The organism is Facklamia sp. P12955 (assembly GCF_050409565.1).
Taxonomy (GTDB): Bacteria; Bacillota; Bacilli; order Lactobacillales; family Aerococcaceae; genus Facklamia.
Genome location: NZ_JBNUPF010000023.1, coordinates 1 through 16,693, shown reverse-complemented (window position 1 = coordinate 16,693; position 16,693 = coordinate 1). Strand labels below are relative to the sequence as shown.

General features: G+C 37.2%; 15 protein-coding genes. 13 read left to right on the top strand and 2 right to left on the bottom strand.

Features of this window, described 5'->3' with window-relative positions:
* The first annotated feature begins 47 nt into the window (after positions 1 to 47).
* From proS to tsaD, 5 genes are read left to right on the top strand one after another with little or no spacing between them, the layout of a single operon-like run.
* Positions 48 to 1,505 carry a proline--tRNA ligase gene (proS, locus tag ACQV2G_RS07160; protein ID WP_428876477.1) on the top strand — a complete coding sequence of 486 codons (1,458 nt, stop codon included), beginning with the start codon at positions 48 to 50 and terminating at the stop codon, positions 1,503 to 1,505.
* A gap of 31 nt (positions 1,506 to 1,536) precedes the next feature.
* Complete coding sequence (gene tsaB, locus ACQV2G_RS07155; RefSeq protein WP_428876474.1) at positions 1,537 to 2,313, top strand: tRNA (adenosine(37)-N6)-threonylcarbamoyltransferase complex dimerization subunit type 1 TsaB; 777 nt, start codon at positions 1,537 to 1,539, stop codon at positions 2,311 to 2,313.
* Positions 2,297 to 2,881 (top strand): GNAT family N-acetyltransferase, encoded by a 585-nt coding sequence (locus tag ACQV2G_RS07150; protein WP_428876473.1) that lies wholly within the window; start codon positions 2,297 to 2,299, stop codon positions 2,879 to 2,881. The genes tsaB and ACQV2G_RS07150 overlap by 17 nt, the downstream gene beginning before the upstream one ends.
* Before the next feature lie 12 nt (positions 2,882 to 2,893).
* Positions 2,894 to 3,337 (top strand): ribosomal protein S18-alanine N-acetyltransferase, encoded by a 444-nt coding sequence (rimI, locus tag ACQV2G_RS07145; protein WP_428876472.1) that lies wholly within the window; start codon positions 2,894 to 2,896, stop codon positions 3,335 to 3,337.
* Positions 3,338 to 3,349: 12 nt separating this feature from the next.
* Positions 3,350 to 4,372: a tRNA (adenosine(37)-N6)-threonylcarbamoyltransferase complex transferase subunit TsaD gene (gene tsaD, locus ACQV2G_RS07140; protein WP_428875133.1), complete on the top strand. Its 1,023-nt coding sequence runs from the start codon at positions 3,350 to 3,352 to the stop codon at positions 4,370 to 4,372.
* 40 nt (positions 4,373 to 4,412) lie between these two features.
* Here tsaD and ACQV2G_RS07135 read toward each other — a convergent pair whose 3' ends face one another.
* Complete coding sequence (locus ACQV2G_RS07135; protein ID WP_428876471.1) at positions 4,413 to 6,383, bottom strand: ABC-F family ATP-binding cassette domain-containing protein; 1,971 nt, start codon at positions 6,381 to 6,383, stop codon at positions 4,413 to 4,415.
* A gap of 214 nt (positions 6,384 to 6,597) precedes the next feature.
* On the opposite strand from ACQV2G_RS07135, the gene ACQV2G_RS07130 reads away from it, so the two are divergent.
* The 7 genes from ACQV2G_RS07130 to ACQV2G_RS07100 all read left to right on the top strand — a co-directional run bounded on the left by ACQV2G_RS07130 (position 6,598) and on the right by ACQV2G_RS07100 (position 13,775).
* Complete coding sequence (locus tag ACQV2G_RS07130) at positions 6,598 to 7,248, top strand: redox-sensing transcriptional repressor Rex (protein WP_428874003.1); 651 nt, start codon at positions 6,598 to 6,600, stop codon at positions 7,246 to 7,248.
* 175 nt (positions 7,249 to 7,423) lie between these two features.
* The gene (locus ACQV2G_RS07125; protein WP_428874005.1) at positions 7,424 to 7,690 is read left to right on the top strand and encodes a co-chaperone GroES; all 267 of its coding nucleotides are present in this window, start codon (positions 7,424 to 7,426) and stop codon (positions 7,688 to 7,690) included.
* Positions 7,691 to 7,741: 51 nt separating this feature from the next.
* On the top strand, positions 7,742 to 9,358 hold the full coding sequence (groL, locus tag ACQV2G_RS07120) for a chaperonin GroEL (RefSeq protein ID WP_428875134.1): 1,617 nt from the start codon (positions 7,742 to 7,744) through the stop codon (positions 9,356 to 9,358).
* A gap of 237 nt (positions 9,359 to 9,595) precedes the next feature.
* Complete coding sequence (locus ACQV2G_RS07115) at positions 9,596 to 11,476, top strand: polysaccharide biosynthesis protein (protein ID WP_428876470.1); 1,881 nt, start codon at positions 9,596 to 9,598, stop codon at positions 11,474 to 11,476.
* Between the two features lies 1 nt (position 11,477).
* Complete coding sequence (locus ACQV2G_RS07110) at positions 11,478 to 12,224, top strand: YveK family protein (RefSeq protein WP_428876469.1); 747 nt, start codon at positions 11,478 to 11,480, stop codon at positions 12,222 to 12,224.
* A gap of 1 nt (position 12,225) precedes the next feature.
* Entirely contained in the window at positions 12,226 to 12,984 is a 759-nt protein-coding gene (locus ACQV2G_RS07105; protein WP_428874009.1) for a CpsD/CapB family tyrosine-protein kinase, read from the top strand.
* A gap of 5 nt (positions 12,985 to 12,989) precedes the next feature.
* Positions 12,990 to 13,775, top strand: a complete 786-nt coding sequence (locus ACQV2G_RS07100) for a tyrosine-protein phosphatase (RefSeq protein ID WP_428876468.1) — start codon at positions 12,990 to 12,992, stop codon at positions 13,773 to 13,775.
* Between the two features lie 69 nt (positions 13,776 to 13,844).
* Here ACQV2G_RS07100 and ACQV2G_RS07095 read toward each other — a convergent pair whose 3' ends face one another.
* Complete coding sequence (locus ACQV2G_RS07095; protein ID WP_428874012.1) at positions 13,845 to 14,360, bottom strand: hypothetical protein; 516 nt, start codon at positions 14,358 to 14,360, stop codon at positions 13,845 to 13,847.
* 288 nt (positions 14,361 to 14,648) lie between these two features.
* Between ACQV2G_RS07095 and ACQV2G_RS07090 the strand changes: the two genes are divergently transcribed.
* Complete coding sequence (locus ACQV2G_RS07090) at positions 14,649 to 16,595, top strand: LysM peptidoglycan-binding domain-containing protein (RefSeq protein WP_428876467.1); 1,947 nt, start codon at positions 14,649 to 14,651, stop codon at positions 16,593 to 16,595.
* Positions 16,596 to 16,693: the final 98 nt, after the last annotated feature.

Below are 16,693 nucleotides of genomic sequence, written 5' to 3'. Positions count from 1 at the left end.
CCTTGATAGGATGAAGGCAGTTATTTTTTATTTATAGGAGGAAAATAATGGTTACTCGTAAAGAAGATTTTTCGAAATGGTATTTACAAACAATTCAACAAGCAGATTTAATGGATTATTCACCAGTCAGAGGCTGTATAATCTTTAAACCAAATGGTTATGAAATCTGGGAACATATTCAAGAATATTTTAATAAGCGTTTAAAAGAAGAAGGTATTCGCAATGCCTACTTCCCAATGCTTATTCCTGAGTCTTTCTTTACTCGTGAAAAAGATCATATTGAAGGATTTAGTCCAGAACTGCCATGGGTAACTGAAGCAGCTGGTGAAGTTTTGGAAGAAAGATTGGCCTTAAGACCGACTTCAGAAACCATGATAGGCGATGCGTTTTCTAATTGGATTAATTCCTACCGTGATTTACCTTATGAAATTAATCAGTGGGCCAATGTTTTCCGTTGGGAAAAACGCACTTTGCCTTTTTTAAGAACTTCTGAGTTTTTATGGCAGGAAGGACATACTGCTCATGCTGATGAGGAAGATGCTCGTCATAGAACCATGCGTATGCTAGAAATCTATGCTGAATTATTAGAAGAATTATTAGCAGTACCGGTCTTCAAAGGTGAGAAGACTCCTTCGGAGCGCTTTGCCGGAGCGGTGCAAACATTTTCAGTTGAAGCCATGATGCAAGATGGTAAAGCTGTGCAAGCAGGAACTTCTCATTATATGGGAACTAAATTTGCAGAAGCTTTTAATATTCGTTATTTAAATAAAGATAATGAGCACGTTTATGCCCATACCACTTCTTGGGGTGTTTCGACCCGCTTAATCGGTTCAATGATTATGACCCACTCAGATGATCAAGGATTGGTTCTACCACCAGCCATAGCTCCTCAGCAGGTTGTTTTCATTCCCGTTGGACCTAAGAAAAAATTAGACCAAGTGCTTGAAAAAGTAAAAGACTTAGACGCTCAATTAAAAGCAGCAGGTGTTAGAACTTATATTGATGATTCAGATAACTCAGCAGGTTATAAGTTTAATGAGTGGGAGTTGCGTGGAGCGGCTATTCGTATAGAAGTGGGTCCAAGAGACATTGAAAATAATCAAGTGATTATGAAAGCCAGAGATGAAGATGAAAAAAATGCCATCTCAATGGATGGCTTGGCTGAACAAATTCATCAAGCTTTAGCCTTAATGCAAAATCGTCTTTTAGAAAAAGCTCGCCAACGCAATCAGGCCAATATGTATACTCATATTGATACTCTAGATGAATTGATTGACCATATTGAAAATAAAAAGGCAGCCAATGAAACCCCAGGTTGGGTATTAGTTGGCTGGGATGGTAGTGAGGAATCAGAAGCTAAGATTAAGGAATTAACAGGCTTTACAACACGTAATTTACCGTTTGAAAATTATTTTGCAGGTGAAAATGCTCTGGTTAAGAAAGATAAATGCCTTGTATCTGGGAAGCCAGCTAAAGAAACAGTTTGGATTGCAAGAGCGTATTAAAAAATAACCAATAGGTTGAAAGGAGACCATGATGAGAAGTTTAGCATTAGATACCTCATCCGATGTTTTATCTCTAGCTCTTTTTGAAGAGGATCAATTGATCATCGAAGTCAATTCGAATGTCTCCAAGCAACACGGGGCCTTTCTTCTACCCTTGGTGGAACAGCTATTACTTGCTGTTAAGTGGGAGAGGGAAACCATTGACCAAATTTGGTTAGGGAGAGGTCCTGGTTCATATACAGGCTTGAGGATTGGAGCAACAATGGCGAAGGTTTGGACTTCCACCAAAAAAAGTCATTTAGAGAGTTTTTCCAGTCTAGCGATTATGGCAGGTCAAGTGGCCGATGATGGTGGGAAATCTTGGATTATTCCTATTATGGATGCGCGAAGAGGGACAGCCTACACAGCGGCCTATCACTGGCAAGATGGTTTATTGAAAAATAAAATTAAAGATGATCATGTTGACTGGCAAGATTGGATTCAAGAGAAACTCTTGCCACAATTTAACGAGACAGACCTTAAGCAGTTAATATTCCTGAGTGCCCATGAAAATAATCTTACTAATTTTGTTAAAGAAAGTCTTTCTCAGCAAAGTATTCAGCATCGATTTGTAACAGGTCAATATGCTTGGCCAAAGGTTGGTAAAGTGCCTTACATTGAACGAAAGCATGTTGAAGATGTAGATATTTTTGAGCCTTTCTATGCACATTTGACTTTAGCAGAACAAGAATGGGCAGCCAAACAAACTAATCAAATCCAAGAAAAGAATGAAAGTTATGTTGAGCAAACTAATGAAACGAGTATTTAATCCTTTTAAAGAGGAAACTAAAGTAAGACATAAAGCAATGACTCAAATTAGCCCTTATATTGATTCTTTAGCGCTAATAAGGCAAAAAAAACAAAAAAACATCCAATGCAGAGTAAGATTAGCCAAAAAGACTGACTTACAAGCTTTAGTGCAGTTAGAGCAAAAAGGTTACGCAGGTTATATTGCTTGGGATTTATCTGATTTTGAAAGGGATTGGCATAAAAATCCACAGATTTTATACTTAGTTATTGAAGCAAAAGACTTAGCAACTGATAAGTCAAAAATTATTGGAATGATTACGGGTAGGTGTTTAATTAATAATACCCATATTAGCCAATTAGTCATTGATCCTGAGTGGCAATCACACGGTTTGGGTTCTTATTTATTAAAGATTTGGCTTCAAATCAGTCGTGAATTGGATAGAAAGTCGGTAACTTTAGAAGTAAGAGAAAGCAATACGCATGCCCAAAAAATCTATTATCAACAAGGCTTTGTCCTTGAGAACAAAAAACCTTTCTACTATGAAGATAATGGCGAAACGGCTCTCTTTCTCCGCTGTCATTTGTAAGGAGATAAAGAAATGATGCTTAAAGAAATCGCAAAAGCAGATAAAGAACCTGCTTTACTTCAGCAAATCTTAGCCATTGCTCAAAGTTTTAATTGGTCAGCGGATGCCACCATTCAAGAATGGCAGAGTCCTTATGCTAGATTATGGATTTGGACCGACGCCCAAGAGTTAGTGGCTTGTTGTGGCGGACAAGTCCTTTTTGAAGAAGCAAACATACATTATTTTTGGGTTGGTCCTCTATACAGAGGCAAAGGGAGGGGAAAAGCTTTTTTAAGAGCTCTTCTAGATCAATTTCAAGAAAATAAAGTAGAAAAAGTTAACTTGGAAGTTCGAGTCAGTAATCAGGTGGCTATTGCCGTATATCAAGCAGTGGGATTTAAGATAATTGATGAACGGCCTAACTATTATCATGATCCGGTTGAAGATGGCTGGGTTATGCAGTTAACATTTGAGTAGGAGGAATAGCCAATGCAAGAAGAAAATTTAATATTAGCCATTGAATCGTCTTGTGATGAGACGAGTGTAGCCTTGATAGAAAATGGCTGTCATATTAAAGCGAATATTGTTGCCTCCCAGGTAAAGAGTCATATGCGATTTGGCGGTGTTGTCCCTGAGGTAGCTAGTCGTCACCATGTCGAACAAATCAGTCAAGTTTTGAAGTTAGCATTAGAAGAAGCCCAACTAGAATCGATTGATCAGGTAGATGCGATCGCAGTGACCCAAGGTCCTGGGCTAGTTGGCCCTCTATTAATTGGAGTTACTGCAGCTAAGACATTGTCCTATTTATATAAAAAGCCTTTAATTGCTGTCAACCATTTAGCTGGACATATTTATGCCAGCCGCTTTATTAAAAACTTAGAGTTTCCATTAATGGCTTTAATTGTCAGTGGTGGACATACTGAGTTGGTGGTTATGAAGTCGGCGAATAATTATCAAGTCATTGGTGAAACGCAAGATGATGCGGTAGGAGAGGCTTATGATAAGGTAGGCCGCTTGCTAGACTTACCTTATCCAGCAGGTAAGTATCTTGATCAAATGGCTAAAGAAGGAAACCCAGAAATTTATTCAATCCCTCGTGCCATGTTAAATGAGAATAACTTAGATTTTTCATTTTCAGGTATGAAGAGTGCGGTGATGAACCTGGTTCACAACGCTAACCAAAGAGGAGAAAGCATCCAGCCAGTTGATTTAGCAGCGAGTTTTCAACGTGCCTGTGTGGATGTTTTAACGGGAAAAGTTAGCAAGGCTTTGGAAAATCGTCCAGAGATTAAGCAATTTGTTTTAGCCGGCGGAGTAGCCGCCAATAGTGAATTGAGAGCAAGCATACAAAGCCTGTTCGAAGCTCACTACCCTAATGTAGAACTTTTAATTCCACCTTTAGCATTATGCGGAGATAATGCAGCCATGATTGGAGCAGCTGCCTATCCAAAGTTATTAAAGGAAGAATATACGGATTTAGCAGCCAATGCCAGACCAGCTATGACTCTATAAAGAACACACACACTGAAATTTTCAGTGTGTGTGTTTAAATTTATTTTAAATCGGGGTATTTTTCAAGATAGTCTTCAATAGCCAGACTGTATTCTTCCCATTGTGTAACTAACTGATTACTAGTTTCTTGCTTTTCTTTTATTTTCTGATCAATAGCAATTAATGCTTGATGATCGTTAGCATTTGCTGCTTCAAGCATCATTTCTTTATCTTTTTCGATCATTTCTTCAAGAGCTTCGTTATCAGTCCAAGCTTCGTCTGCTAATTTCTGTAGTCTTCTTAGTTCACTTTTTATTTTTTTATTTTCTTCATAAGACAGCTGACCAGCAGAGATAAGTTCTTCTTTTTGTCCATTCTTATTTTCCTCAGCTGCTTCAAAGGCTTCAATTTCTTCTTTTTTAGCTAAATAGTAATCATAATCGCCAAGATAAAGCTGGCTCTTGTCAGCAGCTATTTCTAAAACATGAGTAGCAATCCGATTAATAAAGTAACGATCATGAGAAACAAATAGCAGCGTTCCGTTAAAGTTAATGAGTGCTTCTTCTAAGACTTCTTTCGAATCAATATCTAAGTGGTTGGTTGGCTCATCCAACAATAGGGTATTATCGTGATCAGCCGCTAAAAGAGCTAAGGCTAAACGAGCTTTTTCACCACCACTGAGCAGACTGACTTTCTTTTCCACCGTTTCTCCACTAAAAAGAAAAGAGCCTAAAATGGAACGGATTTTCCACTCATCTGTTGTATCATGAGCACGCCAAAGGGTCTCGAGTACGGTAACGTCGCCAGACAGATGGTTGACGTTTTGGTCGTAGTAGCCAATTTGGACATTGGTTCCCTTCTTAATTGTACCATCGATAACTGGAAGATAGCCTAAAAGAGTTTTTAGAAGAGTTGTTTTACCAATTCCATTAGGACCAACAATAGCGATAGCATTTTGCTTGGTCAGGTCAAGGTTGATGTTTTGACAAAGAACATCTGTAGGAGAATAACCAATACTCAAATTTTCTGCCTGAATAACTTTTTCACCCGATTCTTTGGCAATTGAAAATTGAATACGAGGAGCCTTAGCATCTTGTTTAGGTGCTTCAATGCGGTCCATCTTTTCTAACTGTTTGCGTCGGCTTTGGGCTCTTTTAGTAGTGGAAGCACGGGCAATGTTTTTTTGGACAAATTCTTCTAAACGATTAATCTCAGCTTGCTGTTTGAGATATTGTTTTTGAGCGTGTTCCATGCGAGCTGCTTTTTCTTGGACATAAAAAGAATAATTACCTTGATAATGATGTAGATGGTGGTCGCGAATTTCATAGATTTGAGTTGCGACTTTATCTAAAAAATAGCGATCGTGAGAAACGATTAAAAGTGCGCCTTGATAGGTGGTTAAAAACTTTTCTAACCAGCTTAAAGTCTGCATGTCTAAATGGTTGGTAGGCTCATCCAGAATTAATAAGTCATAGTCTTGTAATAAGAGTCTGGCTAAGGCGATACGAGTCTTTTGGCCTCCGGATAGACTTTGAATAGGTTGATCATAATCCTCCGGATAAAAACCAAACCCATGAAGAACAGTTCGAATAGTAGATTCGATTTGATAGACATTTTTTGCTTGTAATTCCATTTGAATTTGATCATATTGGGCCAAGGTCTCTTGATATAAAATAGATTGAGTATCACCTTGATCAGCTAGATTCGCTAGTTTGTCAGCAATTTCTTGGGCTTGGTCTCTCATAACTAATTTTTTAGAAAAAAGAGACAGCATTTCATCCCAAACAGTTAAAAGAGAATCTACTGCTATATGTTGTTCTAAGTAACCGATGTTTAGCTTTTTAGCACGACTAAATTGACCATCATTGATGGGTTCATCACCAATGATTTGTTTAATTAGAGTCGACTTACCCGTTCCGTTACGTCCGACCAATGCAATTCGGTCACGTTCTTGAATCGAAAAGTTAACGTCTTCGTATAAAGTCACATCGGCAAAACGACGACTGATATTGTTTGCTTGTAGTAAAATCACGGGCCATCCCCCTTTGTTCAATCACTCCCATTATAGCACGCTTATTAAACTCTCACTAGTTTCGATTCAACTGGCTTTTTAAAAAGTTTGTGAATTTTTAAAAAAAAAGACTCTCTACTGATTGGCATTATCTTCGTTTGATGATATACTAGACTTATCAAATTGTGAGAAAACACACAAACAAGTGAAAGTTAGGATGAACGGAGGAAGTAGAATGGTGAAAGAAATCCCACGAGCGACGGCCAAGCGTTTGCCAATTTATCATCGTTATTTGCGATACTTATACAATGCTGGTAAGACGCGCATTTCATCAACCGAACTCAGTGATGCTGTTAAAGTTGACAGTGCGACCATTCGGCGTGATTTTTCTTATTTTGGAGCCCTTGGGAAAAGAGGCTATGGTTATGATGTGGAATATTTGCTTCAGTTTTTTGGGAAGACACTCAATCAAGATCGTCTAACAACCACTGCCTTGATCGGAGTTGGATCATTAGGGAATGCCTTATTAAACTATAACTTTAGAAAATCTAATAATGTCAGAATTGGTGCCGGTTTTGATGTCAATCCTGATTTGATTGGAACTGTCCATTCGGGCATTCCTATCTATTCGATTGATGAGTTAGAAGAGCAATTAGAAATCCAAGCAATCGATGTGGCTATCTTAACTGTTCCTCAAGAATATGCAGACGAAATAATGGAACGATTAATAGCTGCTGGTATAAAGGGAGTTTTGAACTTTACCCCATTACGTTTTGAAGTACCTGAAAGTGTTCGCGTACAAAATGTTGATTTAACCAATGAACTGCAGACCTTGATTTATTTCATTAACCAAGAAGAAATTGCTGATCAGTTAGCAAGAGAATAGAAAATGATTGGACTTCTTACTATTTATAGTGAGAAGTTTTTTTATGGTTTTAGGAAAAAATAATGAGATTTTTATATCTATTTCTTGCTTTTTAATCAAAGATGGTCTAATATATTAATTGTGATTAGCACTTATATCAACAGAGTGCTAAATAATAAAATTTGGAGGGATTTTCATGTTGAAACCTTTAGCAAAACGTATTGTTCTAAAACCAAAGGAAGTCGAAGAAACAACAGCAAGCGGCTTTGTGTTACCTAGCTCTGCTCAAGAAAAACAACAAATTGGTGAAGTAGTATCGGTTGGTCCTGAAATAGAATCAGAAGACGGAATTAAAGTTGGTGATCAAGTTATCTATAAATCTTATTCAGCGACTGAGATTGAAGACCAAGGTGAAAAATTTATTATTATCGAATTAAAAGAAGCTTTAGCAATTATTGAATAAAAGATATTTAATAAAGAACTCAATAGAAAAAGATATAAAGGAGCGGTATAAATGGCAAAAGAATTGAAATTCTCAGAAGACGCACGTGCAGCTTTATTGCGCGGGGTAGACTTATTAGCAGATACGGTTAAAACAACAATGGGCCCTAAGGGACGTAACGTTGTCTTAGATAAGACTTACGGTTCTCCACTTATTACAAACGACGGGGTAACCATTGCGCGTGAAATAGAATTGGAAGACCGTTATGAAAATATGGGTGCTCAATTAGTGCAAGAAGTAGCTTCAAAAACCAATGATATAGCTGGAGACGGAACAACGACTGCCACTGTTTTAACTCAAGCAATTGCACGTGAAGGAATGAAGAACGTTACAGCAGGTGCTAACCCAGTTGGTATTCGTCGTGGAATTGATAAAGCAACTAAGACAGCTGTAGCAGCTTTAGAAGAATTATCACAACCTGTATCTTCTAAAGAAGCGATTGCACAAGTAGCAGCTGTATCATCAGGAGACCAAAAGGTTGGCGAATTGATTGCTGATGCTATGGAAAAAGTCGGCAACGATGGTGTAATCACTATTGAAGATTCTCAAACCATTGAGACTGAATTATCAGTTGTAGAAGGTATGCAATTCGATCGTGGTTACTTATCACAATATATGGTAACCGATAATGAAAAAATGATTTCAGATTTAGAAAATCCATATATCTTAATTACAGACCGCAAGATTTCTAACATTCAAGATGCGCTTCCAGTATTAGAAGCAGTAATGCAATCTGGCCGTCCGTTATTGATTATTGCTGAAGATGTTGAAGGGGAAGCTTTACCAACTTTAGTTTTAAATAAATTACGCGGAACTTTAAATGTAGCTGCAGTTAAAGCACCAGGATTTGGAGACCGTCGTAAAGCGATGTTAGAAGATGTTGCGATTCTTACTGGAGCTACTGTAATTTCTGAAGAATTAGGCTTTGAATTAAAAGATGCAACCATCGACCACTTAGGTTCAGCTGGAAAAGTGACTGTGACTAAAGATGACACAACGATTGTTGAAGGTGCTGGTTCATCCGAAGCTATTAAAGAACGTGTAGCTTTAATTCGTCACCAAGCAGAAGAAACTACTTCAAGCTATGACAAAGAAAAATTACAAGAACGTTTAGCCAAATTAGCTGGTGGTGTAGCAGTCATTAAAGTCGGAGCAGCAACTGAAACCGAACAAAAAGAAGTTAAATTACGTATTGAAGACGCATTAAATGCCACTCGCGCTGCTGTTGAAGAGGGAATCGTAGCGGGTGGAGGAGCAGCTTACTTAATCATTAAAGATCAAGTAGCTGCCACAGAAACAGAAACTGATGATGAAGCAACTGGGGTGAAGATTGTGGTTCGTGCTTTAGAAGAACCTGTTCGTCAAATTGCTGAAAATGCAGGTCGTGAAGGCTCAGTGATCGTCAATAAAATTATTTCTTCAAAAGAAGGAACAGGCTATAATGCAACAACGGATCAGTTTGAAGATATGATTCAATCTGGTATTGTTGATCCAACTAAGGTAACTCGTTCAGCCTTACAAAATGCTGCATCAGTAGCAGCTTTATTATTAACAACTGAAGCTGTCGTAGCTGAAATTCCTAAAGACGAACCTGAAATGCCTGCCCAACCAGGTATGGGTATGATGTAAGTCAATTAAATAAATTGATTAGGCAAACGATTTAAGGTGGTTTTAACCTTAAATTGTTTGCTCTTTTTATTTTCCTGACTATAATTAGATAGTTTTAATGAAATTTGTCCTTAAACACATTGAAAGTGCCTAATAATATCGGTAAAATGATAGAGATAATATGGCTATCAAAATTAGGACGTACTAGAGAAAGATAATGTTCTATATAGCTAATAGATTATAGTGAGGAATGAAAGCATGTTAAGAAACCAAGAGATGTTATCACTTCGTTTCGTTCAATGGGTAGAAAACCTACCTTTTGCCCACAAACGATTGATATGGGCAGTCAGTGACCTTTTAGCTTTTTGTCTAGCAACAATTGTTGCTTTAGTCATTTTTTTAGGTATATTCAAAGTCCCAATGCAGTTTTATGTGGGACATTTATTATTGTCCTTTGGTTTATATTATGCAGTCTCTAAGCATTTTAAAGTCGATTCACGTATAAAGCGCTATGCGACTATGGTCGACTTTTCGCTTTTATTTTTAATTGTTATTTTTGCCAATTTAGTTTCTGGGTTGATTTTATCTATAGTGCTTAAATGGCTCTCTTTTCGCTATTTAATTATAGTAGCAGGTCTAGCAGGAGTTGCAATCAGTGCTTTACGAATATTATGGCAATATATTTATCACACTAAAAACAGAGTCACTAATATCGATAACAAAAATAGAGAAAATATTGTATTAATTGGAGCAGGAGACGGTGGATCACTTTTTATGAATGCTTACCAACGTCATCCAAGAAACGAAAAAGTGGTTGCTATCCTAGATGAAGACCACTCTAAAATTGGTATGAACATAGGAGGCGTCGAGGTAGTAGGGGGCTTAGAACAACTTACGGAATTAACTAAGCAGTACAATATCGTAAAAGCTGTCATTGCTATTCCTTCCCTGAAACCAGAAAAATATGAAGAGATACTTCGTTATTGTAACGAATTAGGTGTGCGCGTCTATAATATGCCAAAAGTTGAAGACGTTTTATTAGGAATCCATCAACCAAAAGAATCCATGCGTGAAATTAAGATTTCAGACCTTTTGGGCCGTCAGGAAATCGAACTAGACGAAATTGCTATGAGAAAGGAATTAGAAGGGAAAACCATTCTAATAACGGGAGCAGGAGGGTCTATCGGATCTGAAATAACCCGTCAAATTTCTAAACATAATCCAGCAAAAGTTATTTTATTAGGGCATGGGGAGAATTCTATCTATCTTATCTATCATGAAATGATTAAAACTTATAACGAACGTATGATTCAATATATTCCGGTTATTGCGGATATCCAAGACTATGACCGTCTATTAGAAATATTTAAAGAATATCAACCTGATATTATCTATCACGCGGCTGCTCACAAACACGTACCTTTAATGGAAGCTAACCCGGTCGAAGCTTATAAAAATAATATTTTGGGCACATACAATGTCGCACGAGCTGTCGATCAAGCTAGAGTGTCTAAAATGGTAATGATATCTACGGATAAAGCGGTCAATCCCCCTAATATTATGGGAGCGACTAAACGAGTAGCTGAGTTAATTATCACTGGCATGAACAAGCAGTCAGCATCCCTTTATTGTGCAGTTCGTTTTGGAAATGTACTGGGCAGTCGAGGCAGTGTTGTTCCTGCTTTTAAAAAGCAAATAGCCGCTGGAGGTCCTGTGTTAGTTACAGATTTTAGAATGATTCGCTATTTTATGACTATTCCAGAAGCCAGCCAATTAGTTGTTTTTGCTGGAACTTTTGCCCAAGATGGTGAAGTTTTTATCCTTGACATGGGGGAACCTGTTAAAATTCTTGATTTAGCCAAGAAAATGATTCTCCTTTCCGGGCATACAGTTGAAGAAATCGGTATTCGAGAGTCAGGTATTCGACCAGGTGAGAAGCTTTATGAAGAATTATTGACCGGATCAGAACTTGTTGAAAATCAATTAAATGATCAAATATTTGTTGGAAAAGTTGTACCAATTCCACTACAAGAGACTTTGGAATTTGTCGAAAGTTTGAAAGAGGCGGTTCATCAGCCTAAAATTATGAAAGAAAAGATAATAAAATTTGCTAATGATAGCACACAATACGGAGGTTAACATGCAACAAGAAGAAATTAGCTTAAAAGATTTATGGAAATTATTTACTAAGCATGCTTTTAAAATATTTAGTTTAATTCTCTTAGGGATCATTTTGGCGATTGCTTTTATGATTTTATTTGTAACACCTAATTACCGCTCAACGGCTCAGCTTTTAGTGAATCAATCAGAAGAGCGAATGGGACAATCGCCTATCCAATACAGTGAATTACAAGCTAACTCACAGTTGATTAATACTTACCGCGATATTATCACGGGTGACAGTGTTCTTAATCGAGTGAGCGATGATGCCAATAAGGCTTATTCGGTAGGAGATTTAAAAGATGCTATTACGGTGGAACAATCACCAAACTCACAAGCTTTTTATGTTTCCGTTCAGCTTGAGTCTCCTCAAGCTGCTCAAAATGTTCTTTATAATGTGATTACAGTTTTTGAAGAAACAGTCAGCGATATTTATGGGGGAGAAGATACCAACATTTTTATTCTTTCTCCAGCTTCTTTTAACCCAAACCGAGTTTCTCCTAGTTTGCCAATTTATTCAATTATTGGGGCCCTAATGGGTCTGGCGATTGCCATCTTAATTATTTTATTATCCGAAATTTCTGACACAACCGTCAAAGATGATGAATTTATGGCAAGTCTAGGAATGAATGATTTAGGACATATTTATCAACTTTCAAATAAAGAAATGAAAAGTTCTCGTATAGCAAGTAGTAAATCACAAAAACGGACTAGAAAGAAGGTTTAGCATGTTTAATACTCGAAAGAAAAAAGAAAGCAAATTATTAAAAGATCAAGAATTTGGAACCTCTTTAATTACTTATACATCTCCTCAATCTATTAATGCGGAGCAATTCCGTGCCATCCGTACGAATATTGAATTTGCTCAAGTCGATCGGAAGCTTAAGAGTTTACTAATTTCTTCTTGTATTCCGGCTGAAGGCAAGTCGACCGTTTCAGCAAACTTAGCGGTTGTTATGGCTCAAACAGAGAAAAAGGTTTTGATTGTTGATGCGGATATGCGTAAGCCAACCCTTCATCGAACTTTTAGAATCGATAATAAAGAAGGACTGTCAACCTTAATTGCCAATCCTGAGGTCAAATTTAATCAGGTAGTTCAACATAATCCCGAAACAGGTCTTTACTTATTGCCGTGTGGACCTATTCCGCCGAACCCTTCAGAATTACTCGGTTCAGCTCGTATGACATCCATTATGCATGAGTTGAATCAATATTTTGATTTGATAATCTATGATACGCCACCTATTACTGCTGTGGCTGATCCACAAATTTTAGCAACACGTGTGGATGGTATTTTGATGGTATTACGTTATGGCTATGTTCGTCGTGAGGAAGTACGCCAAGCGAAAGAAATCTTAGATAATGTCAATGCGAATATTTTAGGATATGTTATGAATGGTGTTCCGCGTGAAGAAGGATCAGGCTATTATTCATATTATGGTTATGGTTACGGTCATGATTCCGAAAAAGATAGCAAGGGTGAGTAATAAAAATGATTGTTGATTTACATTCACATCTTATACCCGGAGTAGACGATGGGGCGCAAACGCTAGAAGATTCTATTCACCTAGCTAAAATGGGTCAAGAAGAAGGGGTCCAACATATTGTTTTAACCCCCCACCATCGTAATGGTCAATTTATTAATCATAAAGAGGATGTTATAAAATTTACGGACAAATTATCTGCTGATTACGAAAGAGCTGGCCTACAAGTTAAAGTGTATCCCGGTCAAGAAATACGCTTAACCAAGCAATTTATGGAAGATTATTATAATGGTGATTTATTATCTCTAGATGGATCGGATAAATATTATTTGATTGAATTTCCAACTGTTAAAGTCCCAGAATTTGCGCCTAAAATGTTATTGCAGTTAATTGATATGGGAATAACACCTTTAATTGCGCATCCAGAAAGAAATCATCAATTAGCTGAAAATTATGAGGATTTATATGACTTAATTCAGATGGGATGTTTATCACAAATCACTTCTTCTTCTTATGTGGGCTTATATGGTGAAAAATTTCAAAAAACAGCAAGAGAAATGCTTGAACTTAATTTAGCACATGTTATTGCTTCTGACGTCCACCATGTGGATTTTCGACCATTTAATATGAAGGCTGCATTTAATCAACTAGAACAAGATTTTGGTCAGGCAAAGGTCGACTACTTCTTACAAAATGCTCGGGATATCTTTAACGGAGATCCCATTCATAAGTTAGAAGCTAAACACTCAAAATCAATAAGAAAAAAGAAAAAAAGATTCTTTGGACTCTTTTAAAAAACTTGATTGTCGTTTAGTAGCGACAATCAAGTTTTTTTATTTTCTAACTAAAAAGTTTATGCCTATTTATAGGCTGAAATCTACAAAGCGATTAAAAGAGTAGATAGAAGGAGGGTTATGAGGGCGATTGCTATTAAAAGATAAAGCTTGGTATCGAATGGATAAGGGATAGATAAAAGATAAGTTACGATCAGTATTTAATTGATAGTAGAAGAAGCCGTATTTGATAACCGTTTGTCGATTAGTATGATCTTCGAGTGTATTAAAATAGGAGCAATAGCGTAAATTGAGCCAAAGAAGGCTATCTAAACAACTATTAAAAGGTATGAAGAGGTGTTGGTCTTGGAGTATATTGTGTGAAATTTGTTCTAAGGATTGGTTGGAGTACCAAAAATCTCCGTTGCTATCAATGATTAGAGTATTAACATTGATATGGGCTGAACTTAAGTCGCATAAGAGTATGGGGATAATTGAATAATGAGATGGGAGGTAATGAGCTTTACTTAGCGCTTGATGAAGAAATGCAAAATAATGACGATGACACGGAGCAACTTTAATACTTATCTTAAAATTTAACGACAAGAATATCACCACCAAAAAATATTTATCAAACAAGTTGAAAATACCATATAGTAATTCTTATTTCAATAGAAAGGCGAACCAAAATAGCCACTTATATAAAATTTTATATAGCATAAGGATTCATATAAAAAAATAATAAATTGAATAGATAATCTTACTGTCGTGTTAATAATTAATGACAAAAGTATGAATCTAAAATGATTTCCGCTAGAATAACTTTGCCTGCTTATTGGGTCATGTTATACTATAGTTACTAAACAAAACTATTAAAAAAGGGGGTTCTCATAGATGAAGAAAACAATTCAACAGCTGATCAATAAATCGGCTATTTGCTTGTCTGTTATCACTTTAATGGGCTTGACTCAAGCATCAGCCAATACCACCCATGTGGTCGAAAAAGGCGATACGATTTATAGCATAGCTCGTAAATATGGTTTGTCTGAACAAGACTTAATGGCTTTAAATGGCTTATCAAGTACAACTATCGATATAGGTGCTCAATTGATTGTGAGTATGGATGGAGGAGACAAAAGTAGTAATCAAGAGGAGGCAGGTTATTATGTCGTAAAAAAAGGGGATACCCTCTATTCCATTGCAAATAAATTCGGTTTATCCGTCGATCAATTACGATCTTTTAATGGTCTCACAGGTAACTATATAGATGTAGGTGATCGTTTAGCTTTAAATGGTTCAAATACAACAGATCAACCAAGTCAGCCACCGGTAGTGAAAGAAGATCCAGCCACTTATGTGGTTCAAAAAGGCGACAGTCTTTATAAAATTGCTAATGCCCACGGCTTAACAGTTAGTCAGTTAAAGGCTATGAACGGGCTGTCCTCCGACTTTATTGATGTAGGGGACTTATTAGCAGTAGCTGATGGAGGAACTACTTCTGTAACACCTGGGGGGGCTAATCAAGGATCCAACAATCAAGGTTCGTATGTTGTTAATAAAGGTGATAGCCTTTATACCATTGCTTTAAGATATGGTGTGACTGTTAATCAGTTAGTGGCATGGAACGGCTTAGTTTCAGATTTAATCTATCCGGGAGATAAACTAGCAGTAACATCTAACGGATCAACTGATCTTACAAATCCCAACCGTCCAAATCAACCGTCTTACTCATCCAATGCTTACACGGTTGTGTCGGGGGACAACTTTGATACTATTGCTCAAGCCTATGGTATGACTGGCCGTCAACTGATGGCTTTTAATGGTCGAACAGATACCATGATCTACCCTGGTGAAGTGATTTATTTACCAAGCTCAGGCTCCAATTATGTACCAAGTCAAACTAACACAACTTCTAATAACTCAACAGGTAATCAATTAACCACCACGCCAGATACATCCAGTGATTCTCAACCACAAAGCGATGGGCTAGGTATTAATAATGAAAAACCAAAGACTCTTAAAAAGGAGCCGCGCGAAGTGAATATTCGCAAACCTAAAACTTTACAAAAAGATGAAGATAAACTCACTGATCCGAGAACCAAGGCGCTAGATCCTGAAAGTATTGACTTGCCGACTCATGAAGTGACTGAAGGGGAAAAATTGGCTGATATTGCAAAGGCTAATGACATTAATGAAAATGATTTACGCCAATGGAACGGCCTCTTAAATGATGCGATTGAAGTAGGAGATATTCTTTACTTGAAGGATCCAAGCCAAGCGATTACAGTCTTTAAACAAGCTCGCCCATTAGAAGAAATTTATCCAATTAAGCATACTTTAATGGAAGACGAAAGAATTCAAGACTTATTAGAGGTTTACCCAGTAACAGAAGCTCAAATTATTGAATGGAGCGAATTAGAAGAAGGTAAAGAAATTGAGCAAGGAACAGAATTAACCCTTTCCCATCCTGAAAAGGCACCGAGTATTTATAAGGTGACTGAAGAAGATTCCTTAGAAAGTATAGCGAATCAATTCGAAGTTTCGGTTGAAGCGCTTCGTGAATGGAACGGTTTACTTGACAACGTGGTCTATATTGGTGAAGAAATTGCTGTCACTAATCCATGGGTAGACTACCATCAAGTAGCTCCTGGCGAGACACTCGAAGTTTTAGCAGACAAGTATGAAGTAAGTATTGACCAATTGAGACAGTGGAACGATTTACCAGCTGAATCAATGGTTGTAAATGGCGTGTTAATTGTATCGAATCCGAAAGCTTTTGAATTAGAAGATGAAGATAAGGATAGCGACGCTGAGAGTACTGAAGAAACAAGTGCTGAATAAAAAAAGATAAAGACAAAAACATCGCAAGCCTTGGCTGCGATGTTTCAGACTGAAGACAAACCCTTTGTGAGTTAATCTCAAATAAAGGGGTTGTCTTT